Annotated in this window: 17 protein-coding genes; 12 read left to right on the top strand and 5 right to left on the bottom strand. The window is 52.1% G+C overall.

The annotated features are described in order from the left end of the window. The first annotated feature begins 15 nt into the window (after nt 1–15). The 4 genes from METLU_RS0107770 to METLU_RS0107755 all read left to right on the top strand — a co-directional run bounded on the left by METLU_RS0107770 (nt 16) and on the right by METLU_RS0107755 (nt 8,077). Nucleotides 16–861, top strand: a complete 846-nt coding sequence (locus METLU_RS0107770; protein WP_155920494.1) for a hypothetical protein — start codon at nt 16–18, stop codon at nt 859–861. Nucleotides 862–1,259: 398 nt separating this feature from the next. Continuing rightward, entirely contained in the window at nt 1,260–3,752 is a 2,493-nt protein-coding gene (locus METLU_RS24815; protein ID WP_051299822.1) for a multicopper oxidase domain-containing protein, read from the top strand. 31 nt (nt 3,753–3,783) lie between these two features. Then, complete coding sequence (locus METLU_RS24810) at nt 3,784–4,776, top strand: SCO family protein (RefSeq protein ID WP_051299821.1); 993 nt, start codon at nt 3,784–3,786, stop codon at nt 4,774–4,776. Between the two features lie 532 nt (nt 4,777–5,308). Further along, nucleotides 5,309–8,077, top strand: a complete 2,769-nt coding sequence (locus METLU_RS0107755) for a putative Ig domain-containing protein (protein ID WP_081679047.1) — start codon at nt 5,309–5,311, stop codon at nt 8,075–8,077. Between the two features lie 180 nt (nt 8,078–8,257). On the opposite strand, the gene METLU_RS0107750 is transcribed toward METLU_RS0107755, so the two are convergent. Further along, nucleotides 8,258–8,761 carry a CDP-archaeol synthase gene (locus METLU_RS0107750; protein ID WP_051299820.1) on the bottom strand — a complete coding sequence of 168 codons (504 nt, stop codon included), beginning with the start codon at nt 8,759–8,761 and terminating at the stop codon, nt 8,258–8,260. Nucleotides 8,762–8,945: 184 nt separating this feature from the next. Here METLU_RS0107750 and gstA point away from each other — a divergent pair, with 184 nt between their 5' ends. Beyond that, complete coding sequence (gstA, locus tag METLU_RS0107745; protein WP_027157721.1) at nt 8,946–9,557, top strand: glutathione transferase GstA; 612 nt, start codon at nt 8,946–8,948, stop codon at nt 9,555–9,557. A gap of 44 nt (nt 9,558–9,601) precedes the next feature. Here the strand turns inward: gstA and METLU_RS0107740 are convergent, their stop codons facing one another. Beyond that, nucleotides 9,602–10,228, bottom strand: coding sequence for a helix-turn-helix transcriptional regulator (locus METLU_RS0107740; protein WP_027157720.1), 627 nt, complete (start codon nt 10,226–10,228; stop codon nt 9,602–9,604). 219 nt (nt 10,229–10,447) lie between these two features. Here METLU_RS0107740 and METLU_RS0107735 point away from each other — a divergent pair, with 219 nt between their 5' ends. From METLU_RS0107735 to METLU_RS0107715, 5 genes are all read left to right on the top strand, one after another. Continuing rightward, on the top strand, nt 10,448–10,828 hold the full coding sequence (locus METLU_RS0107735) for a group I truncated hemoglobin (protein WP_027157719.1): 381 nt from the start codon (nt 10,448–10,450) through the stop codon (nt 10,826–10,828). A 24-nt stretch (nt 10,829–10,852) separates the two neighbouring features. Next, a complete protein-coding gene (locus METLU_RS0107730) occupies nt 10,853–11,833 on the top strand; it encodes a 2Fe-2S iron-sulfur cluster-binding protein (RefSeq protein WP_036242937.1) in 981 nt (326 codons plus the stop codon). Between the two features lie 127 nt (nt 11,834–11,960). Next, entirely contained in the window at nt 11,961–12,302 is a 342-nt protein-coding gene (locus METLU_RS0107725; RefSeq protein WP_027157717.1) for a hypothetical protein, read from the top strand. Continuing rightward, nucleotides 12,299–12,895, top strand: coding sequence for a c-type cytochrome (locus METLU_RS0107720; RefSeq protein ID WP_027157716.1), 597 nt, complete (start codon nt 12,299–12,301; stop codon nt 12,893–12,895). The genes METLU_RS0107725 and METLU_RS0107720 overlap by 4 nt, the downstream gene beginning before the upstream one ends. 2 nt (nt 12,896–12,897) lie before the next feature. Continuing rightward, on the top strand, nt 12,898–14,415 hold the full coding sequence (locus METLU_RS0107715) for a cbb3-type cytochrome c oxidase subunit I (protein WP_196806520.1): 1,518 nt from the start codon (nt 12,898–12,900) through the stop codon (nt 14,413–14,415). A 207-nt stretch (nt 14,416–14,622) separates the two neighbouring features. On the opposite strand, the gene METLU_RS0107710 is transcribed toward METLU_RS0107715, so the two are convergent. Both METLU_RS0107710 and METLU_RS0107705 read right to left on the bottom strand, forming a co-directional pair. Next, nucleotides 14,623–16,161, bottom strand: a complete 1,539-nt coding sequence (locus METLU_RS0107710; RefSeq protein ID WP_231383570.1) for a porin — start codon at nt 16,159–16,161, stop codon at nt 14,623–14,625. A 37-nt stretch (nt 16,162–16,198) separates the two neighbouring features. Beyond that, on the bottom strand, nt 16,199–16,987 hold the full coding sequence (locus METLU_RS0107705) for a pentapeptide repeat-containing protein (RefSeq protein WP_027157713.1): 789 nt from the start codon (nt 16,985–16,987) through the stop codon (nt 16,199–16,201). 748 nt (nt 16,988–17,735) lie between these two features. Between METLU_RS0107705 and METLU_RS0107700 the strand changes: the two genes are divergently transcribed. Further along, nucleotides 17,736–18,755, top strand: coding sequence for a multicopper oxidase domain-containing protein (locus METLU_RS0107700; protein WP_027157712.1), 1,020 nt, complete (start codon nt 17,736–17,738; stop codon nt 18,753–18,755). Between the two features lie 42 nt (nt 18,756–18,797). Here the strand turns inward: METLU_RS0107700 and METLU_RS0107695 are convergent, their stop codons facing one another. Then, a complete protein-coding gene (locus tag METLU_RS0107695; protein WP_027157711.1) occupies nt 18,798–19,718 on the bottom strand; it encodes a hypothetical protein in 921 nt (306 codons plus the stop codon). A gap of 493 nt (nt 19,719–20,211) precedes the next feature. Between METLU_RS0107695 and METLU_RS0107685 the strand changes: the two genes are divergently transcribed. Further along, a complete protein-coding gene (locus METLU_RS0107685) occupies nt 20,212–22,554 on the top strand; it encodes a DUF7948 domain-containing protein (protein WP_081679046.1) in 2,343 nt (780 codons plus the stop codon). Nucleotides 22,555–22,634 lie beyond the last annotated feature (80 nt).

Genomic DNA, 22,634 nt, shown 5'->3' with positions numbered 1-22,634 from the left:
CTTAAGGTATTTTTTATGAAATATTTCGCAATAACATTATGTACAGCCATTATTTCCGCTTCTGCATTCCTTGCGCTCTCATTTGTAGATGAGGTTTTCCTGGAAAACACGTCGATTGCAAAAACACAGGCAGTCCAGGAGAAGAGCCTGGCGGCAGAAGAACAATTTGCAACTGCAAAAGGTGATAGCTTCACCGCGGGAAAGGCTTTCGGTGAAAAAAAAGGCAGTCTCGACAGCATGGAAACAATGGTTGGCAGAGGGAAAAATTATCTTTTAACGCAAGTTAATAATCGCCTGAATCAGCTTAGACCCTTCAGGACCAGGATAGAAAACATAACTGCTCTGAGCGATTCGGAAAGAAAAAGCCTGGTTTCCGAGCTTAGTGCCGAAATTGACATGTTTGAGGCATTCAAGCCAGAGATTAACAGGAGCGCAACTAAGCAGGACATTAGAAACGTTGCCGATAAAATAAAGGCTGAATGGATAAAAAGCAGACTCACTGTGGCGCGCGCGGAAGGACAGATTCTTGCAGAAAAGGAAAATCAGCTTATATCGGATGCCGATGCGGCTTCTTTAGGTATCCAAAAGCGCATAGATGCCCTTAAAGCATCGGGAAAAAACACTAAGGCCCATGAGCAGCTGCTTTCTGCGTATGACCAGAAAATTGCTTCCGCAAAGCAGGATATAGCAGCCGCAAAAGAGAAATCTGGCGCAGCGGCCAGCGCTTCAACAGAAGATGAAAAAGAAAAGCTAATTAAAGGGAAGGACCTTTTGTTAAAAAGTGGCCATGACAGCATAACAGATGCTTACAAGCTGTTGACAGAAGCAGCGCGCCAGGAGTTTTCGCAAAGGTATAAATAGGATCCATCCGGTGTTGGCGGCGAAAAATAATCAGGCGCTTAACTATCGGTCCTGTTAATTGACAAGGATATCGCCAACGGCAACAAAGAGAATTTATCAGAAGATCCGCGCGGTGTCGTGACCGACATCGCAACGGTTCTTATCGCTTTATTGTTATTCCGCCTGGCCCTGCAACCACGCAGTGGATGGAAGATTTACCCGATGCAATTACCTCGGCCGAACCCGTCTGTTTGCGCCGAGAGAAAACTGCCCTCCTACCGGTTGAAATTTGATCAGGGGCGAAACGGTTTTTACCTTAAGTAAGGTACGAATTTGAATGCCGCCCTACATCACCGACAGCATGAAGAGGACAGGCAGTGGATAGAATCCAATTTTAGAAACAAAAACGGAGGTTTATCATGTTCAAGAAAATCAACAAAATAGTAAACTCCAGCCAGCACGGGAAGGTCTTGGTTCGCTGTTCATCTGTCTTGCCCAAGGGATTTAACAACGACCGCGCAAGGAAGCATATCGACCCAGTTGCAGCGCTAGCTTGTCTTCTCGGTACAGTCGCCGGGCCGGCCTATGCGGGATTCGATATTCCAACAGGCGTGGCTGCGGTACCTCCTACGGCGTCGCCCAGTCCATTATTTGGAGCTACGGAATTCAGCGCTCCGCTGCTGATGTTCGAGGAGTTCGGTTTGCGGACGATGCCGGCCAGTCCGCCTTCGAACACGAACTCTATTCCGGGGCCTATTGACTGCGATAAAACCCCGGACGGCAAGGATCTCGATGATTTCCTTAAAGAACCCCTGCATCCTTTTCCCACCGAAGCAGCAAATGATGCGTTACCCAACGCCTGGGCAACCCTGGTTAATGATTGCGCAGGCACGTTCGGTAAAACCGTCCTGGAAGGGCGGCCTTCAGGGAAGTACTTTGCCCATCAGCGGTGGGATGAATTCTTTCCCAAAGTCTACTTCCAGAGCGCTCAGACCGGTGCGCGCACCAACCTTGGGTTGCGAGACCAATACCAAAGGCACGGCTACAGCAAAGGGGAATTCGGAAGTGGCGGGCTTTATCATTTCAACGGCACCCTCAACGGAACCACGAAAGGACTCGAAGTCAGAATTCATCCGAAGATGCCCGTCCAGAAACCCGAGGCGCTCTGGACTTTCGACGGCACCTTCCCGCCGAAGCTACTCATGGCGCGCTATGGCGAACCTGTCTTGTTCCGGCATTACAACGCGCTGCCGATGGATCCCTTGGCTAACTCAGGCTTTGGAAGCTATACCATCAGCACGCACGAGCATAACGGCCACAGTCCGGCCGAGAGTGACGGTTACACGGCGGCCTTCTTCTATCCGGGCGAATTCTACGATTATCATTGGCCGATGATCCTGGCGGGGCATGACAGCATCAATAATCCAGCCAGCGATACCAAGGCCGGTTATCCCGACGGTAATGGCGGCATTATCAAGATACGCGGCGACTGGCGGGAAACGATGAGCACCCATTGGTTCCACGATCACATGCTCGACTTTACGGCGCAGAACGTCTACAAGGGCAATGCGGCCATGATGAACTATTACAGCGCGGTGGACCGTGGCCGAGAGCCGAAATCCATAAAGGAGGCAAGAGGTGACAGGAGAAAGCCCGGCTATGGCTGCCACTATGCCAATCCGCAAAATGTAAATCTCTGCCTGCCCAGCGGCAATGCCCTCGATTGGGGCAACCGGGACTATGACGTCAATCTGTTGCTCGCCGACAAGGCCTGGGATCAGGATGGTCAGCTCTCTTTCAATATCTTCAACACGGATGGCTTCCTCGGCGATCGGATTACTGTCAACTGGGTTTACAAGCCTTATGTGGATGTTCGCGCCCGCCGCTACCGCTTCCGTATCCTGAACGGCAGTGTGTCCCGTTACTTCAAGATCGCCCTGGTCAACGAGCAGGGCCAGCGCGTGCCGTCTCATATGATTGCCAATGATGGCAACATCATGGAGCATGCAGTGCCATTCCCCAATGCCCAGTCCGCCGATCTGCCTTCACAGGGCATTGCCGAGCGCTACGATATCGTCGTGGATTTCAAAAACTTTGTTGGCCAAAAGCTCTACTTCGTCAACCTGCTGGAGCACGAAAACGGTAGAGGTCCGAAACAGGCGATACCGTTGGCGAATGTCCTGAATGGCAGTTACAAAGCCGATGGCATTAAAGGTGATCCGGGCGTCGGCAAGTTCCTCGAATTCCGCGTGCGCCCATGCGAGCGGAGGGGGCGGCCAATCAGCTGCACGGACTTCAGCATGAATCCGGCGGATTACGAAGACGGCGGGTTGAAGATGATTCCGCTGCCCACTTTTGATAAGGCGGAGCTCGATAACGCGATACACAGGAAGTTCGAGTTCGGGCGAAGCAGCGGTACCGACGAACAGCCCTGGACCATCAGGACCGATGGCGGACGCGGTCTCACTATGGATCCGCACCGGCTGTCGGCCGCACCGGTCGAGGGTACCGCCGAGATCTGGCATATCAAAAACGGTGGTAATGGCTGGAGCCATCCGGTCCACGTGCATTTCGAGGAAGGGCAAATCCTGAAGCGTGGCGGTGTGGAGCCGCCGATATGGGAAAAGTGGGCGCGCAAAGACGTCTATCGTATCGGCCCTCTGTCGGATTCGACAGATAGTGTCGATGTGGCCATACGTTTCAGGGAATTTGCCGGCACCTACATGGAGCATTGCCATAACACCCAGCACGAGGACAAAGCCATGCTGATGCGGTGGGATATCCTGAATCCACTTAAACCCATAGTGCTGCCTACGCCTGTTCCGGGATGGGAGGGAGTCTCTTATGAACCTTCATTTGTTTTGCCGACCTATCTGGACGGATGCGATAGCCCTAGTGCTAACTGCCAATGACTGCCTTGAGTCCTGATAGGAGAAGTAGACGATGAAAACGCGGCACGTATCAGAAGGTATGAGCGTAATGGCTGTCATTTTCCTGTTCGTCTGCACCGCACTGATGCTTGGGAGCGGTCCTGCCTGGGCCGCTCCTGCGGGTTCGCGGTGGGGAGCGGACTATTTTCCCAATATTCCTCTGGTGGCGCAGAATGGGAATACAGTCCGCTTCTATGACGACCTTATCAAGGATAAGGTGGTGGCGATCAATTTCATTTTTACGCATTGCTCGGATTCCTGTCCGGCAGAGACGGCCAGCATGCGCCAGGTCCAAAAGGCGCTGGGCGATCGCGTAGGCCGCGATGTTTTCTTTTATTCGATCAGCATAGACCCCGAGCACGATACGCCGGCGGCGCTCAAGGCGTATTCCGAGAAGTTCAGGGTTGGGCCGGGCTGGACATTTCTGACCGGGAATAGGGCGGATATCACGCTGCTGCGCAAAAAACTGGGCCTTTACAGTGAGGAGGAGCCAAGCGAGAAAGCCGGCGATCACCACATTAATCTCATCGTCGGCAATGAGGCTACCGGGCAGTGGATCAAACGCTCGCCCTTCGACGAGCCAAAGGTTTTGGCTAGATTGCTCGGCTATTCGCTCCAACGCGTGCATACGGCTAAGCCAGAATCAGTAAGTTATGCCGAAGCACCGCGCCTGCCCAACTTAAGCCGGGGCGAGGATCTTTATCGTTCGCGCTGCGACTCCTGTCATAGCCTGGGTACGGAAGACGGACTGGGGCCAGGGCTGTCGGGCGTGACTGAGCAGCGGGACCACGCCTGGCTTGCGCGCTGGCTGAAGGAGCCTGATCAGATGCTGGCGGAAAAAGACCCTATCGCGACGCAATTATTTGTTAAGTACAACGAGGTAGCCATGCCGAATCTGAGGCTCAGCGACGCTGATGTGGACGCCCTGATCACTTATATGGCCGATTCGGCCAAGCAAGTTGGCGGCGCCATTGCGACCAATAGCGAAGGAGGCGCTGGACAATAAGCATATTCAATGTCTGGGCGCCGTTCGAGCGGACGCGCACGGGTTGGGTACTGAATCGTGCGGCGTAGGATTTTTGTTAGTGTTTTCGCTGGGAGTTAACTAATATCGAGGTATTGGGGAAATATATTCCTGAAAATATTTAAATATATCGGAGGATACTGATTCCTGAAGCGCGGACCTTAATAATAAAGCCGTATTTGAATAGGTATCTAAACCTAATAAACAGCGTGTATTTAATAAGTATTTTGCCTAGTAAGTAATACGTATTTTAAATAGTTATTAATTATCACTTAATTAGCTAACTCATACTCATCCACTGATAACTTGGAAGGCACTGCCTGTATCTTGCTTTCATCTGGCCCGATTTGATTCATGCGAATCATTTTAATTAGAAGGATAACGGTGACCAGAAATATAGTTGTTAAGCATGGGAACTCTTTTAACTTAACTTTAGGGCCGATGATATGAAGACATCATAACTATTTAGGAATTATTCAATAAATACATCAATAACAATAATTAAGGATTAGCCATGAACGTATCAATAATACCCTATAAAATGAGAGCAGCCCTCTTATTAACGGCGACACCGTTAATAAGCGCACTCCCGGCTGCCGCAGCACTGCCTACAGTACCTGTTCTGTCAAACGTCAGCGGCGAAATCGAAAAGCTGACTCTCAACGATCCCGCCGATCTCTGGTCGGGCGGCACGATTGTCGTTGGCGGACAGGTCGTCATCATCCCCAGAAATCTGTTGCTGGATTTGCCGGCGAACCGGATGACGCTGAAGCAACTCTTCGATCAGGCGCCTGAAGCCTGCGTTAGCGCCGGAGAAAGCGGATTAGCCAAGAGTGATACTTGCAACGTCAGCAAAACCGGTGGTTTCGCCACGATTGCCGCGAACCGCTCGGTTCCCGGCAATGCCATTACCGGTGACGTATTCATCGAAAAAGGCCGCGAGGTAGTCACCGGCGTGGTGACATTCATCAATTACACGGACGGCTATTTCCGTCTCAATGGCGACCCCAACAAGCCCGATACCGGCGTCATGGTGCGCCTGAACGACCCGGACGGACGGCATACTGTCCAGCAGGGCGCCGGTTGTATAGCCGGAAGCCCGAACTGCAGTCCGGACCCGCGTTTCACCCTGGACGCCGACAACTACACCAACGTCTTCAGCACCGGCTATCCGCTGTGTATTCCAAGCGCAACAACGCGCCAGTTTCCGGGATTGCCCCAACTTGCCGACATACAGGGAGGCCAGGCTGCCGGTCCCACTCAGGCCGGCGCCGATGGTTCTGGGGATCTGCTCTGTCCGACAACCAACCGTACTGTCAATAACGGCGAGCCGGTCGATGACTCGCGCCGATTCGCGCCTGTCATGATAGGCGACAACATTACTGCCGAGGGTAACTTCGAGACGATCAATGGCGTGCATTTTCTCTCCGCCCATTCGAGCATGATAGCGAAAGCGTTGACCACAAAAGCAGGCCAGCCAGACTATCTGTTCCTGGATGAAGTGGAAATGGATGTCGGCGGTTTCCAGAACGAGCGCGCCCGCACCCTCATCATAGGCTACGCCACACTGGCGCCCACCGATGTGCTTATCTGGTCGATTCACTATGATCCAATTAATAATGAACCGCATGAGTTCCCTCTGGCCTCGGTGGCTGGCTGTAACGCTGCCGACGGCGATCCCACTGCTTGCGGTTCACAGGGCATCGGAGGCGGTGGCGCGAACATTTTTAAGATCCGCCATGACGTCGATTTCCTGGTTGGCGCCGATCCCAAGCTCAATCCGTGCGCTCACTTGCAAGCGGACCCTCGCTTCGCACCGCTTAATGTCTGCCCAAATGGTGGTGGAACTGATAGCACGGCTGCTGCAGCTATCGCCGATCAATTCGGTATTTTGAGCCCGATGCCGCGCGAAATTCAGGCGCGTACCGGCAACAGTCTGGCTAATCCCGGCCTCGTCACGCTGGACGTTAAAGGTGAAGCGGCCACCAATGGACAGTATCTTTTCCCCTTCGGCGTGGGACTTGGCGGCGTCGCTTTTCCTGAATTCAACGAGATCAACCTCAATGGGCTTGCCTCGCCAAACTTCTTTACCGCATTACCCTGGACGCTGGATCGCCGGCTCAGCCCCGGCGGATGCGACCCTACTTGCGAGCCAGAGGTTCAGCCGTTAACTCCTTATCCATTTGAAGGTCTGGATCCGCGTACGCAAGCGCAACTTCCAACAGGGCAGTACAATGATCCGAACTATGTCGATACTAGTCTTCCCAATGTCAGAGATCGTATTTTCTCGTTTGTCAGCCCGAATGCAGATCGTCCGAACGGCAATGGCGGCGGGACAAATGCGACCGGCAACTTTACGTCTACGGTGCTGGCTTTTCCACCTGCAGAGCCACCCGCTATCGCAATCGGTGTAACGCCGCCGGTTGTGCTTGCCTGCACAGGCCCTGGCACCGGCACTAACACTGCGCCGGTGATTGTAGATATTCCAGAGCAAACCGCGACCGCGGGTCAGTCTTTCAGCTTACTGGTGGATGCGAGCGATGCCGAAGGTGACGCTCTCACTTTCTCATTGTCGGCCGCGCCGGCCGGCATGACTATTAACAGTTCGTCAGGTCTGATTGCATGGACGCCAACAGCTGAACAAGTTGGAACCCATTCGGTAACCGCGGAGGCGACGGATGGTCAGGACTCTGACGCTGTCACCTTCACCGTGTCGGTCGATGGCGCAGGTGGCGGCGGCACAAATACCGCGCCGACGATCACGGCGATTGCAGATCGAACCGTGACCGCAGGTCAGTCCTTCAGTTTACAGGTACAAGCGAGCGATGCCGAAGGCGATGCACTCACATTCTCGTTGTCGGCCGCGCCTAATGGCATGACTATTGATGGAACATCAGGCCAGATCGCATGGGCACCAACTGTTGATCAGGTCGGGTCCCATTCGGTAACCGTGCAGGTGACGGACGGTCAGCTATCGACCGCTGAAAGCTTCAACGTGACGGTCGCGCCAGTGCAGGAAACCCTCACTGTGAGACGGGCGGAATTCCGTACCCGCAGAGGTGAATTGCGCATTGATGGCACAAGCTCGTTGCTCAGTAATCATTCAATCGACGTATTTATAGGCAATACCACGGCGGGAAGCCCTATCGGCAGCATGTCAGTCAATCCGCTGACCGGCATATTTACTTTGAGAACCACCACTGATCTAGGCGGTGCAACCCAGATTACTTTGCAATCTTCTCTTGGCGAGGTTGAGTTGGTGAATCTGACAGTACGTAACTAAAACCATAAAAGGCGGTTTCGCTGTCGTGAAGCCGCCTTACAAATGGAAAACGGACCGCCTTTAAATTAAGGTAATAAACCTCTGATCCATAACGCTTCCTGAAAAAATTCTGTCGCGGTTTTGTTCATGTAAAATCACCATCGCATTGCCACGGCGATAGAGTCAAAAGCTCAGTGTAAATCAATAGGGACGGTTTTTAATATTAAGCCGATACAGAACAGGCGAGAGAAGAACGTCGATCAGAAAAAAAGTCAAGGCAACCGCTAAAATATCCGCCACATTCAGGTCCAGTTGCGCATGAAGCACCAACGCAGGCATGACCGATTCGGGGATTGTATCGATACTGCGGACACGGCTGCTCTCGGCATAGCCCTGCCGGCGCTTGATAAAACTGGCCAGCAGATCGCCCGACATGGCCGCCAAACCGAATAAGGCGCCGTCAAGCGCAGGCATTCCCAGAACCGTTGCAACAAGCGAAGTAGTGATAACCGAGACGATAATGCCGCGCCAGGTTTTTCTATAACCAAACAGCGCGCGTCCGTCACCTAGTGTTAGGCCCATATCCACCGGCAGGCTGAACCGGTCCTTCAGCCAATGGCGGGCTAAAACCGGTGCGCCATTGGCGGCCAGCAGCAATATAACGGTTCGGCCGATACAGATCAGGCAGAGTTCAGTGTCAGTCATAAACAATTCCCAAATTGTGAATCACAAATTTTTTGACCAGTTATTTTTGAACAAGTCTCAGGAAGAGAGTATCCAATTTAAAAGTTTGGCTCCTTAAATGGTATATGGAGCCTTGCATTGGCAGCACAAAAACTGATGCCGTCGGTCAGATAAATGCTTTGTTAAACCTTTCAGGAGATTGACGATGAAACTTTACTACAGTCCTGGTGCATGTTCGCTCTCGCCGCATATTGTCTTGTGCGAGGCTGAGCTGCCGTATGAACTCATTAAAGTTGACCTGCGGGAAAAAATGACTGAAACCGGCGAAGATTTCCGCAGCGTCAGCCCCAATGGCTATGTGCCGGTCCTGGTGCTGGATGACGGAAGGAAACTGACCGAAGGGCCGGCCATTATCCAATATCTCGCCGATCGGGTACCCGAGAAAAAACTGGCGCCCACGACTGGTACGTTTGAACGTTATAATCTGCAACAGTGGCTGAATTTTATTTCCACTGAACTGCACAAGACTTTTTCGCCGCTCTTCAATGCCAATATGCCCGATCAGGCAAAAAAACTGTTTCGCGAAACGCTGGCCTCCCGGTTTCAATGGGTGGCGGACAATGTCTCCGCGCACCCCTACCTGCTGGGTAATGACTTTACCGTCGCGGATGCCTACTTATTTGTTGTGCTGCGATGGGCGAAACTGATGTCGATCGATATTTCACGGTGGTCATCACTGGTGCAGTATAAAAAAAGAATCGCCGATAGGCCCGCGGTAAAAAGGGCGCTGCAGGAAGAAGGGCTTGGCGCCGACTAATAAGCGATAAATCAGATCAGCAGGGTCGGTGAGAGAATATCGGGTCATTTATTTTTGATAAGAAACTGACAGGAGCAGTCATCGCATGCCATGCACCTGGTTTGCTCGATCGGGCGATCCAGCAGGGCGGACATGAATGCGCGATCAAACTCACATAATTCCGGATATTGCTGAGCAAGATCGTGATATACGCAATTAAATGCCTGTATGACGGGTGTCGAATTGGTCTGATCTTCCGACGCGTGATAGCCTAGCGTCTGCATCGTCTTGATTAGTGCGGCGATTCGTTCGACCGGTCCCTTGTCGCTGAATTGCGGCATAAGTGTCTGCGCGAATTTAGCCCCGAGTCTCGCCATGTAGCGTCGGAAAGCTTCTTCGCCCATCTCTGCCTTAAGCTCGGCCAGCATTAAATTACAGAACCAGGCATATTGCTTGGGAAACCGGTTAATGCCTTTTTCAGTCAGCACATAATTGCGCGACGGCCGCCCGCCGGTGATCCTGAATGCGTCTTTTTTGATAAAATCGCTGTTTTCAAGGCCGACGACATGCTGCTTGACGGCATTTCTTGAGATATTCAACGCGGCGGCGATTTCGTCAAGACTCATGCCTTGCCGTGAGTTCAGCAACAGCTTCAATATCTGGTCTTGTCGGGAACTCGTTTCTTCAGTCATATAAATTTTTTGCAGGCATTTCGGTTGATTTTTTAATTTTTTAATATTGAAAGAAAGCTGTAAATAAAGGAAATAATCGGTAAGGCTTGAAAAATTATAGTGTATGTAAATAGCTTTTGTCATATAAATATTGCAAAAGTTCTGTATCGATACTAAACTAATTTTCGAGCATCAATGCTCCATAGGTTTTTTAATAATAATTTTTATAAGGTATCAGAGATGAGTGAAACACCTACAGCTACACTTTACGATCAACTCGGCGGCGAAGCGGCAGTCAATGCGGCGGTCGATATTTTTTATCGCAAAGTCTTGAACGATCACCGAATCAACCGCTTTTTTGACAATACCGATATGGAACAGCAAGCCGCAAAGCAAAAAGCTTTTTTAACCATGGCTTTTGGCGGTCCTAACAACTACAACGGCACCGATATGCGCAACGCTCACGCCAGATTGGTCAAGATGGGCTTGGACAATTCCCATTTTGATGCGGTTATGGAACATCTAGGTGGAACTTTACAGGAGTTGAATGTTCCACAGGAATTAATCGCGCAAGTTGCCGCTATTGCGGAAAGCACGCGCAGTGATGTTCTGGGCAAATAATTAAAGACAGCTTGGGTAGTGACCATGAAAAAAATATCGTTAGGCGATCAAGTCAGTTTTTGTTACGAAGGCGAAACGGTTCTTGATGCCTTGCTACGCGATAATATCGACGTTCCGAACAGTTGCCGGCAGGGCGCTTGCCAGAGTTGCATGGTGCGCAGTCTGGACGTTGAGCCGCCCATGGCTTCGCAATGCGGCTTGAAGGACGTATTGCGCAAGCAGAAGCATTTTCTGGCTTGTTTATGCTATCCGGAACAAGACATGGCCATTACCCTAAGCCAACAACCGGAGTTTTATACCGAAGGCACCGTTGTCGATAAAAAACCGCTGAATCAGGAAACGCTGTTATTGACAATCGAATGCGAGGAGCCGCTGGATTATTATGCCGGTCAGTTCGTCAATCTCAAACGAGCCGACGGACTGATGCGCAGCTACTCGATCGCGAACAGCCGCTCGCATGACAGAAAACTGACTTTCCATATCCGCCGACTGGCAGGTGGCCGTTTCAGCGAATGGGTTCATCAGGAACTGCTGGTCGGCGACAGGATCGCAGTCTCGGATCCGCAGGGGCTTTGCTATTATCTGCCAAACAGGCCCGAACAGAACCTGCTGCTAATCGGTACGGGCAGCGGGCTTGCTCCGTTAGTCGGCATCATAACCGAAGCGCTGCAACAAGGGCATACCGGAGATATTCATTTATTTCATGGCAGTCGTGAAATGGATGGGCTTTACTGGATTGAAGAAATGCTGGAACTGGAACGGCAGCATCCGAATTTTCATTATACGCCTTGCGTATCGCGCGGCGATTCACCCGAAGGCGTGGCGATAGGCCGCGCTAATGACGTTGCCTTAAGTCAATTGCCTGACCTGAAGGGCTGGCGCGTTTTTCTGTGCGGCCATCCGGAAATGGTCAATGAGACTAAAAGGCAGGCCTACCTTAATGGCGCGAGTTTGAAAGATATTTATGCGGATGCGTTTCACGTCGCTTCCACTTCCCTTGATTAAGCCGCCGGTGAAAATCACTGCTTGAGCAGTTAACGTATTTATATTTAGTTGGTAGTAGTAATTAATATCGGCTAGTCACCGTTTTTTATTGACGGTTTATTAATCATTAATTTCGTTTTAACCGGCTATGATTGAACCCGTTGCTTTAAAAGACTTCTTTATCACGTTCTTTTCCTCGGCGCTGATCATTCTGGCCGGGGCCGCTTATGCGCTGTTGTTCGCCTGGTCCAAAGTCAATGCGCATATCGGCATCAAAATAGCCGCTCTAGCCTCTTATGCCGTGCTGATTGCATCAGTGCTTGAACTGACACGGGCCGCGCAATTTCAAGGATATTGGCTGATTATTTCCGTGGCGATGGGCGTCGGCTATTTCTTTGCGCCTATCGGCATCTGGCATTTGTGCGTTAAAACGCATGAACAGTCTGTGGATACCCCAATAAAAACAAAAATACAGGAGGACGAGCAATGAACGAAACACCGCTATGGGCTTCGGAATCATTCTGGAAAAAGACGGCTATCTGGGTGACGGCCGTATCGTTTGTGATTTTAATCGTGTTGACGATGGATTCGCTGAGCCAAACCACGGCGGGCGGCAAGCGGGTGCCGGCTTACGCTGTGATCAATAAAAAAATCGACTATCAGTTCAACAAGGAGCTCAATAAATCAGTGCCGGTTATCGGCGAAGATGAGTTTTTATTCGGCAAGCAAATGACCGAACAGGAAGCCGCGGAGCTGGTCGATCTCGGCAAAAAAACCGCGCAGACCAGGAACTGCATGAATTGCCACACCATTCTGGGCAATGGCGCTTATTTTGCGCCTGACCTGACCAAAGCCTGGCTGGATCAGGGCTGGCTTTCGAAAGACTTGCGCGAGGATTTGATGGTTAAGTTTCTGATGAATCCCGAGAGCAACGCCCGGACGTTCGGCAGCAATCGCAAAATGCCCAATCTGGGCATCACCGAGCAGGAAGCGAGAGGCCTTGTCGCGTTTTTAAAGTGGATGTCGAGCATCGATACCAATGGCTTTCCGTATAACTTTAAAACCATTGAAGCGGAGGAGTGATCATGAATACAACCCAATTGGACGACGTTATTCCTAAACCCGCTTCGGTACTGGATAAGGCGCGCAGACTTCTGAACGATTTCAAAGTCTGGGTGAATCTGGACAGTGGCAATCTAACTGCCGGACAACAACTGGCCGTTAAATATTTCACCGTGGCGATGATTTTATTCGTTGCCCAGATTCTGTTCGGCCTGCTGTCGGCCCTGCAGTTCATTTACCCCGATTTTCTGTACGGCATTCTGGATTTCAATGTCAACCGCATGGTGCATATCAACGCCATGATCGTATGGATGCTGTATGGATTCATCGGCTCTATCTATTGGCTGATCGAAGACGAAAGCGGCACCGATATTGTCGGTCTGAAGTGGGCCAATATCGCCTTCTGGGTGCTGACCGGCGCGGTTACGCTGGTGGTGCTGGTTTATCTGTTTATTCAGATCGGGCCGGGCAAGGATTCCAGTCTCTGGTTCATTAACGAGGGCCGCGAGTATATCGAAGCGCCGCGCTGGGCTGATCTCGGCATTACAGCGGTGATGCTGGTCTTTTCCTACAACGTGGTGGCGACGTTCAGCAAGGGCAAATGGTCCGGCATTGCCGGGGTTTTAACGCTGGACCTGATTGCGCTGATCGGGCTTTACCTGGCCGGCATGTTTTACATGACCAACATCACGCATGACCAGTACTGGTGGTGGTGGGTGATTCATTTATGGGTTGAGGCGACCTGGGAAGTGCTGGTTGGCGTAATCATGGCCTGGTCGCTGATAAAACTGCTGGGCGCCAGGCGCAAGATCGTGCAGACCTGGCTGTATATCGAAGTCGCACTGATGTTCGGTTCCGGCATCCTGGGGCTAGGGCATCATTACTTCTGGATCGGTATGCCCGAATACTGGCTGTCGGTGGGTGGGTTTTTCTCGGCGCTAGAGCCGATTCCGCTGGTCGCGATGGTCGTGCACGCCATTTATGATTCCGGCGTGCACGCGTTCAAAACCGTCAATCATCCGGCGCTGGCCTGGGTTATCGCCCATGCCTTCGGTAATTTTTTCGGCGCCGGCGTCTGGGGCTTCATGCATACGTTGCCGCAGATCAACCTGTACACGCACGGCACGCAGTGGTCCGCATCGCATGGTCATCTGTCGTTCTTCGGCGCTTACGCCACGATCAACATCGCCTTCTTCTATCTGGCGATTCAGCACTGGCGCGGCAATGTCTGGATGGCCGCCGGCACCCGGCATGCCTGGCGCTGGAAATGGGCCTTGGGCCTGTTGAATGCCGGTGTAGTCGGCATGACCGTCGCGTTGCTGATCGCCGGTTACGAGCAGTCGTTTATCGAGCGGGCCGTGGAAGGCTCGACCTGGGCCGGCTATTTTGCCGCGCAGAACCAGCCCTCGTTCCAGCACGCCATGAACTGGCGCATGATCTTTGGTCTGGTGACGGCGGCCGGCTTAGGGTTATTGGTATGGGATTTACTGACGATCGGCAAGTATGAGGAGCGTAAGGCCGAGAAAATTGTTGTTCATTAACCGATGTGACTTACGGGCCGTCTTTTATTACGGTTGTTGCGCTCACAGCCGGCCGGGGCATGTTGCCCCGGCCGAAATGTTTTGCGTGAGTAACTGTAGTCTTTTCACTCAGATATTGCGGAAACTTTATATAAAGCATTGTGGATAGCTTGGGTCGAAGCGCTATAGGGCGCAAGTGAATTCGACCTTGCAGGTGCGTAACATCAATTAAAAAGAAATATCCCACTGCATCCTGGCTCTTTCCTCGGATTGTTCCATAAGGCTGACGGGATCTTCAACGCTCAAATGGCTGATTTCGAAGGTCAGTTTGTTGGAGTGTCCGGAAAAGAACCAGTTGATCGCCGCCGTGACTTCCTGCTGAAGATCATTGGACAGATCGACATTGGGATCGACGAAGGCATAGCGGACGGCAAACTCCAGTTGTCTGGGCACTTCACGGATCAGATAATGAGGGAAATAGCCGGCCTGCACATAACTGCCGGTGAGGTCGGTTCTTCTTCGGGCATCGCCCACAGTTGCCAGCGTATCTTCCACTTGCTTCCAGTGAAATTCATGCTGAAGCGAGAAACCCCGCCATTTGAAACGGAATTCCTCCATCATCTGGTTGACGCGGAATTGTCCGGGATCGCCGACTTCAAAACCGGGCAATGCGCGGCAGCTATCGCTCGCTGTTTCGAAGGCGGTACATCTGCTCTTATTCGTGGCGGCCGCGAATGCCAGGCTGGAGGCCGGATTTACATGGAATTCAACGTCGGACTGGGAGAAGGGGAGTTCATCGCCCAGCCAGTTCCACTGCAGCCGTGCCGAATACATCATGTTGTCGTCATCGTTGTTGCGCTCGCCCACGCCCAGTCCGGTGAAGACGCCGGCGGCATAGCTGAAATCGTACCATTCATCGGGAAAGATGCGGCCGTGCAGTTGCGCGCCCTGCTGCCGGTCGACCGTGAAGATATCGTTGATGATCGAGCGGTTGGCGAATTGTTGCCTGCCGGAGGAGGTCACGCGTTCGTCGTTCCAGATGACCTTGCCGCGGCCGAGTCGAAGCTGCGCCCAGGGAAACTTGCCGATGTCCAGGTAAAAGTCGCGCAGGACGGGTTGGCTCCAGTCATACTGCATATAATATTTGAGCCAGGGCCAATAGGCATGTCCGCCGACCTTGAGCCGTGCCCGACGCACCATGAAGGAGCTTTGGCCGCGTTCCAGATCCTCGATCGAGCGAGGATCGCTGTCGAACGGATTGGCATAGCGGAACTGCAGGCGGTTTTGAATCTGCATGGCGAACCTGCCGTCCGTGGTCTTGAGCTCGAAGCCTTTATCGCCGTAACTGGCTGTGACAGGGAATTTGTCGGACGATTTGGATTTTGTCTCGGCGGATTTTTTTTCTTCCGTAACTTGTACAGGCGCGCTTTCCGCTTTTACCGGCACGGCTTTTTGCGGCGCGACAGTTGCCATAGCCGGCGCCGACTCCAGCTTTTCGAGCTGTTTCAGTTTCTCATCTAAAGCCTTGGACTTGGCGTCCAGCCGGCTTTCTATGGCCGTCAGTTCCTGCATTTTTTGCTCCAGACTCTCGGCTGCCAGAAACGCGCCCAGTTTAATCCGGTTTTTGCCCGGTTCGGCGACAATCTGCTTGGTCTTCTGATCGAAATAAAGCTCCACGGATTGCGGAGCTGAGCCGGCGATCGCATCCATGCTGTTCAACAGGCCGAGCAATGCCGCTGCTGTGGTTATTGTGCGGGGTTTTAGCATAGTTGATTTTTCTTATTATTGAGTAGGTGGACGGCGATTAATCAAACACAGCGGATTCGATACCTTTGCTGGAATCCAGTCCGCGAAACGTCGATTTGTCCTTGACGCCGGTAAATTGCGTGCCGGTCACCGTGCTGCCGGTAAAATCGGCATCCTTCAAATGCGCACCCGACAAATCCGCGCCTGTCAGGTCGGCGCCGGAAAAATTGGCGCGGGTAAGGTCGGCGTCAAACAGAATCGCATTTTTTAGATTAGCCCCGGAAAGATTGGCCATCCGCATCAAGGACTTATTCAGATTGGCATGGGTCAGATTGGCGCCCGTCAAGTTGGCGTTGTTCAGGCTGACCCGCATCAGGCCCATCGGCTGATTTTTCATATCGACGCCCCAGTCGGCATGCGATAGGTTGGCATGGCTCAGGTTCGCCCTGTCGAGATTGGCGATAAACCGGCTGCCGGTCAGATTGGCATGGCTCAGGTTGGCGCCGCCCATATGCACGCCGAAAATACTGGCATTGGACAGATCGGCGCCGGAAAGATTGATCTTGGACATGACCGTCAAATCCAGATTCAGGCCCGATAAATTACTGTTGCTCAAGTTGCTTCTGCGCAGATCCGAGCCCCACAGGTCGGCATGCCGGAAGTCCAGCCCTGACAAATCCAGGTCAGTCAGATCTTTTCTGCGCAGATCGGCAGGATGCGCTTTGCTCGCTGTAGCGAGCAGTTTTTCTATGGCCGCGCGATCAAGATCGGCCGCCGATACGGACAGGCAAAACAGTCCGCCCGCCAAGCCCAGGCCGAGCATGCGGAGTTTCGGATAAATGTTCATAGTGCATGGCTCCTAAGGTAACTCAATCAGTCAAAGGTAAGAGCCGGAACTCTACCGGCAGTTTTTGCGCATTGCAAATCTTAACCTTTGAACCGAATCCTGACCCGGTATGGATAGCTTCTCTCCAAAGGATTAGATAACACAATATGTCTTAGTTGCAGTTACTTGAATTTAGATCGATTAAATTAAATAAAGTGTCCCTGGCGCGGCGCTTATTCAAGTCGGGTCCAGGTATAGGGTCGAATTCGTCTGGAGCGCCTACGTCTGGTATTCGACCCAGGACAGCGCCGGACATCGGCATGAGCCAGTGCGAACGCATTCGCACCTGCGGGGCTCAAGAACTGCAGTGAATGACCAATGTGGCAAATGGGATAAAACGGCCCGTACGTGACGTCGTTTAGTAATATCGCTTAGGCATTTATGCGTATATTTTTAGATGAAGCTAAGCATTACTATCCTTGAAAAAGAAGGCTTAAGTAGAAAGATCGATATTAAAGATTTATCCATTATGAACATAAACTCTCATTTTCCCTGATAGATAAAGCGTGCGTTAAAACCCCTTAACGCTTGAAAACGTTCCCATGGCGCTATGAAAAAAAACTGGAGTATATGAACTCAACCGGGTTGGCATGACAGGACGGTCAATCTGCCAATTGAGCTTTATATCGTATTAGGCCATGGTCGTCGCTTCTATTTACCGTTTTATAAAAGCAAGCTCTTGCCTATATAAAAACTAAAGGGATCTATCATGAAAATTCATGAAATACTTTTTGTCATGCTTATCCTCTTCATTAGTGCCAGAGTATCACCCGCATCGGCAATAACACGCGAATATTTTATAGCGGCAGAGGACACGATTTGGGATTTCGCTCCTTCAAACCGGAACCTGATCCATTGCCACGATTCACCCTGCAGCATTCCTGAACCATGGGCCAGCAGTCACAGCTTTCCTTCAACCCGTTATATTCAGTACACGGACAGTAACTTCGCTACCAAAGTAACTCAGCCTGAATGGCTGGGCATACTGGGACCCATTATTCGCGCCGAGGTCGGCGATACCATTATCGTGCATTTCTGCAATCGCTCGAGCAAGGGGGCATACAGCATGCATCCCCATGCCCTTAGGTACAACAAAGAAGATGAGGGGGCTCACTATGTCGGTGTAAACAGTCGCTCTCAACCTGGTGGCGGCGCGAAAGTAAAGCCGGGCGCCTGTTATAACTATACCTGGATGGCTGATGAGGAGAGTGGTCCTGACAAGGGAGACCTCAGTTCCAAGGTCTGGTGGTACCATACCCATTTTGATGAGTCCTCGAATATTAATAGCGGATTGTTAGGTCCGATTGTGATTACCCGGAAAGGCTTTGCCAATCCTGATGGCAGCCCACGGGATGTAGACCGTGAGTTCTTTACGGCATTCTTCGTGTTCGATAAAGCCGGAGGCGAAGAGAAAGGCCTGATGCACAGCATCAATGGATACATCTTCGGCAATTTGAAGGGGCTGATTATGAAAAATGGCGAAAAAGTCCGCTGGCACGTTATGGCAATGGGGAACGAAATCGATCTGCATACCGCGCACTGGCATGGCAAGACTGTCAGGGTCGGGGAAGGGCCCGGAGCGCGCCGTACGGATGTCATTGAATTGCTCCCAGCCTCCATGGTCACGGCCGATATGAATGCCAACAATCCCGGAGAATGGATGTATCATTGCCATGTAACGGATCACATCGAGGCGGGCATGGCGACGTCTTACCTCATCCTGGAATAAGCGTCCCAGACAGCCCGGGTTTTTCCTTGCAGGCTATTTAAATCAACCGGCAGAATGCTTATCTTCTTGTTCGTTTTTCTTTTTCTCCCGTAGTTCAGGTAAATACCGATGCACCTTAATGGACGGCAGAAAAACCTCATCCTGTATTTCGACATCGATGCGCTTGAGCCGTAAGGGTTTGTTTTCCGGATTTTCCGATAAGGCCCGAAAGCGGGGCAGGGCGGAATGTTTGGCAGCCAGAAAAAAGATCGGCCCGACCGCCATGCAGACCTTCCGACGCAAAACGCCATCCTCATCGAACCAGGCGATATTGGCGCGCGGATGATTGGATGGCGGCGAAACCTGCGCCAATGGTTCGTCGAACGGAATCGTGGCCAGCAGCTTCAGTTGCATTTTCAATCCGGCTATATAGGCGGCGTCGCCACCGCCATTAATTTTCTTTTCCAGCAGATTTTGCGCATCGGATACGTTGAGCCTCGATACCATGCGGGAGCGGAACCAGGTAAAGGAAACGGATTCAAGGGCATGCGGAAAATAGAAAAATTTCCGGCTCGCTTGGCGCCGACTAAAGCGGGCATACCCTAAACGCTCCAGGGCAAATTTTGATAGCGGGATTTTCAGATCATCCTGATTGACCAAAATCTTGTCCATGCGCATCAACACGCGCTGCAAGGTGTACCGCAATTGATTGACCTGCTCAATCTGGTCCATTGTGGCTGAATCGGTTCCGCACATGCCAATATAGTTCAGCGTATCCCCTGGCTTCATTTCATCATTGGCATAGACAACCAGTTTAACAAACGCCGCCAGCTGCTCGCGATCCGCGGGCGCATCCAGATGCTGCGCCCATAACGGAAAATGTTTTTGCTCCAGCAGACGGTCACTCAGCGCCTGCTGCTCAGACAATAATTGCTTTAAAACCTGATCCAGCTCGGCTCTGAGCTCAGAGTGAATAGTAGGCATAAAATCTCCTTTAGCGTTTTATACAGATTGCATTTATATCATAGACATATCAGGAGTGTATATAAATTAGCTTATTCAAATACGGGTGGCCGAATTCGCCCGGAGCGTCCACCGTTGGCTTTCAGCCCGAAGCGTCATAACTTATAAATTTAACAAGGCTTACGCAACATGTGGAGGTGACTCCGCCTGCTGTTGGCAGGCGCCCATTCGAGCATCTGATTGTTAAGGATGAGTATTCCATTACGCACTTGAACGTATTGACCGTGCGGCTCAGTATACCTACTATTTTATTTCCAAAATCCATCTCAGGTTAAGGGCTGATTTTTTTTCAGGCTGGGGGATGTCCTGGAGGGCAACATATGCGCAATAAAAATGGCCTTCACCTGCTCGTTTGCCACATTATTAGCGCTTTTCCGTGCCCCCTGGCGTTCAATTCCCAGGCTCAAAACAGGTCTGTCGTTGGTTTAAAAACACCTTAACATAGGAGGTTCTCATGGAACCGATTCAATTTGTCGCATCGAACAGGGATGGTATGCGTCTATGCGGCATTGCCGCAGGCATGGTTTGTCTGGCTTTGATGTCCGATTCTGTATCAGCCGCCCTGGCGGTGGCTCCGGGCGTGAAGGCTCAGGTACAATCGAATTATGGGAAGCTGCCGCTCAGTTTTGAGGCTAATCAGGGGCAATCGGATAGCCAGGTGAAATTTCTCTCACGGGGTCATGGCTTCACGTTATTCCTGACACCCACCGAAGCCGTGCTATCCTTGATAAAGCCTCAACCCCAGGCCAAGACTTCATCTTTCGCAAAATTCTCACCTTCGTCTCCATCTGATGGAAGGTTTTCGTCACCCTCGTCTCCATTTAAAAGAAAATTCTCACCTTCGACTCCGCCCAACAGAAAATTCTCGCCCTCGACTCCGCCCAACAGAAAATTCTCATCTTCATTTCCGCCTAACGTAAAATTCTCTGATTCGAGGGAGTCAAACAGGGCAATAGTGCGGATGCGGTTCATTGGGGCAAATCCTGCCCCCCGGATTTTGGGTAAGAAAGCGCTGCCCGGAAAGGTCAACTACCTGACCGGCAAGAACCCTAATCAATGGGTCACGGGAGTGCAGACCTATGCCAAGGTTGCCTACAAAGACCTGTATCCTGGCGTGGACCTGGAATACTACGGCAACCAGGGACAATTGGAGTATGACTTTGTGGTGGCGCCAGGCGCCGATCCCCGACAGGTCAAACTGGCTTTTCAAGGCGCCGATCACATCCAGGTGAATCGGGCGGGAGAATTGATTCTGCGCGCGATGAGCGAGGAACTCCGCATACACAAGCCAGCCATTTATCAGGAAACAGGCGGAGTTCGCAAACCCATCAAAGGCAACTATGTAGTCATGGAAGGCCAGGAAGTGGGTTTTCAGGTGTCATCCTATGATACTACACGTCCCCTCATCATCGATCCGGTCCTGGTCTATTCGACCTACCTCGGCGGCAGCGGGCTTGACATTGGTCAGGGCATCGCCGTGGATCAGCAGGGCCGGGCTTATGTGACAGGACAAACCTCTTCGACCGACTTTCCGACTGAAAACGCTCTACAGCCCGCTATCGGCAGCAATCTCGATGCCTTTGTTGTTCAGATCACGGCAGATGGTTCGGCGCTGGGCTATGCCACCTACCTCGGCGGGAGCAGATCCAGCGAGGGTCTGGGCAACGTCGCCGACGGAGGCTTTAGTATCGCCGTGGATGAACTAGGTCAGGCTTCTGTAACGGGGTTCACCTTCTCGTCCGACTTCCCGACCGAGAACGCTTTGCAGCCAGCATATGGCGGTGGTGGAGATGCCTTTGTCGCCCAACTCACAGCCGATGGTGCAGCGCTGCGCTATGCCACTTATCTGGGCGGCAGCGGATTTGATGTGGGCTTCGGAATCGCTGTGGATCCGCAGGGCCAAGCCTCACTGACGGGACAAACCAGCTCGACCGACTTCCCGACCGAAAACGCCCTGCAGCCGGCTTCAGGCGGTGGAACAGAAGCCTTCGTCGCCCAGTTCACGGACGATGGGGCAGCGCTGAACTATGCCACCTACTTAGGCGGCAGTGACTCTGAAAGGGGCTGGGGCATCGCCGTGGATGAACTAGGCCAGGTCTCTGTAGCGGGACAGACGTCTTCGCCCAACTTCCCGACCGAGAATGCCCTGCAACCTACATATGGCGGAGATTCCGATGCCTTTGTCGCCCAGTTCTCGCCTGATGGAGCGGAGCTGAATTATGCGACTTACCTGGGCGGCAGCGGGGGGGATTTTGGCTTTGGAATCGCCGTGGATCAGCAGGGCCAAGCCTCACTGACGGGACAAACCAGCTCGACCGACTTCCCGACCGAGAATGCCCTGCAGCCGGCTTTAAGCGGTGAACAAGATGCCTTCGTCGCTCAGATCACGGCCGACGGAGCGGCGCTACGCTATGCGACTTACCTTGGCGGCAGCGGAAATGACCAGGGGTTCGGGATCGCCGTGGATCAGATGGGCCGGGCTTCTTTGACGGGGTTCACCTTCTCGACCGACTTCCCGACCGAAAACGCCTTGCAGCCGACTTTAAGCGGTGAACAAGATGCCTTTGTCGTCCAGCTCACGTTTGATGGCTCGGCACTGGGTTATGCGACCTACCTCGGCGGCAGTGGAAATGATCAGGGTTTCGGGATCGCTCTGGATCAGCAGGGCCAAGCTTATGTGACAGGGGAGACCCGTTCATCTGACTTCCCGACCGTGAACGCCTTGCAGCCTGCTTTCGGCGGTAGTTTTCCTAATGATGCCTTCGTGACCAAGATCGGAAGCAATGATCAGCCGTGAACCTGACTGATGGCGTCCATGGGAAAAGAAGGGCTTGAAAAAAGACAAGCATGGAGCATACGGCTCTGGAATCTGATATC

Source organism: Methylobacter luteus IMV-B-3098, assembly GCF_000427625.1.
Taxonomy (GTDB): domain Bacteria; phylum Pseudomonadota; class Gammaproteobacteria; order Methylococcales; family Methylomonadaceae; genus Methylobacter; species Methylobacter luteus.
Note: the sequence above shows the minus strand (reverse complement) of the source record. Positions and strands in the feature narration are given on the sequence as shown.

What these genes read in the sequence shown, in the direction of transcription:
- METLU_RS24810 (WP_051299821.1), top strand. Translation starts at nt 3,784, where the DNA reads ATGAAAACGCGGCACGTATCAGAAGGTATGAGCGTAATGGCTGTCATT.
- METLU_RS0107705 (WP_027157713.1), bottom strand. Translation starts at nt 16,987, where the DNA reads ATGAACATTTATCCGAAACTCCGCATGCTCGGCCTGGGCTTGGCGGGC.
- METLU_RS0107770 (WP_155920494.1), top strand. Translation starts at nt 16, where the DNA reads ATGAAATATTTCGCAATAACATTATGTACAGCCATTATTTCCGCTTCT.
- METLU_RS0107715 (WP_196806520.1), top strand. Translation starts at nt 12,898, where the DNA reads ATGAATACAACCCAATTGGACGACGTTATTCCTAAACCCGCTTCGGTA.
- METLU_RS0107700 (WP_027157712.1), top strand. Translation starts at nt 17,736, where the DNA reads ATGAAAATTCATGAAATACTTTTTGTCATGCTTATCCTCTTCATTAGT.
- gstA (WP_027157721.1), top strand. Translation starts at nt 8,946, where the DNA reads ATGAAACTTTACTACAGTCCTGGTGCATGTTCGCTCTCGCCGCATATT.
- METLU_RS0107755 (WP_081679047.1), top strand. Translation starts at nt 5,309, where the DNA reads ATGAACGTATCAATAATACCCTATAAAATGAGAGCAGCCCTCTTATTA.
- METLU_RS0107730 (WP_036242937.1), top strand. Translation starts at nt 10,853, where the DNA reads ATGAAAAAAATATCGTTAGGCGATCAAGTCAGTTTTTGTTACGAAGGC.
- METLU_RS0107750 (WP_051299820.1), bottom strand. Translation starts at nt 8,761, where the DNA reads ATGACTGACACTGAACTCTGCCTGATCTGTATCGGCCGAACCGTTATA.
- METLU_RS0107720 (WP_027157716.1), top strand. Translation starts at nt 12,299, where the DNA reads ATGAACGAAACACCGCTATGGGCTTCGGAATCATTCTGGAAAAAGACG.
- METLU_RS0107685 (WP_081679046.1), top strand. Translation starts at nt 20,212, where the DNA reads ATGGAACCGATTCAATTTGTCGCATCGAACAGGGATGGTATGCGTCTA.
- METLU_RS0107740 (WP_027157720.1), bottom strand. Translation starts at nt 10,228, where the DNA reads ATGACTGAAGAAACGAGTTCCCGACAAGACCAGATATTGAAGCTGTTG.
- METLU_RS24815 (WP_051299822.1), top strand. Translation starts at nt 1,260, where the DNA reads ATGTTCAAGAAAATCAACAAAATAGTAAACTCCAGCCAGCACGGGAAG.
- METLU_RS0107695 (WP_027157711.1), bottom strand. Translation starts at nt 19,718, where the DNA reads ATGCCTACTATTCACTCTGAGCTCAGAGCCGAGCTGGATCAGGTTTTA.
- METLU_RS0107725 (WP_027157717.1), top strand. Translation starts at nt 11,961, where the DNA reads ATGATTGAACCCGTTGCTTTAAAAGACTTCTTTATCACGTTCTTTTCC.
- METLU_RS0107735 (WP_027157719.1), top strand. Translation starts at nt 10,448, where the DNA reads ATGAGTGAAACACCTACAGCTACACTTTACGATCAACTCGGCGGCGAA.
- METLU_RS0107710 (WP_231383570.1), bottom strand. Translation starts at nt 16,161, where the DNA reads ATGCTAAAACCCCGCACAATAACCACAGCAGCGGCATTGCTCGGCCTG.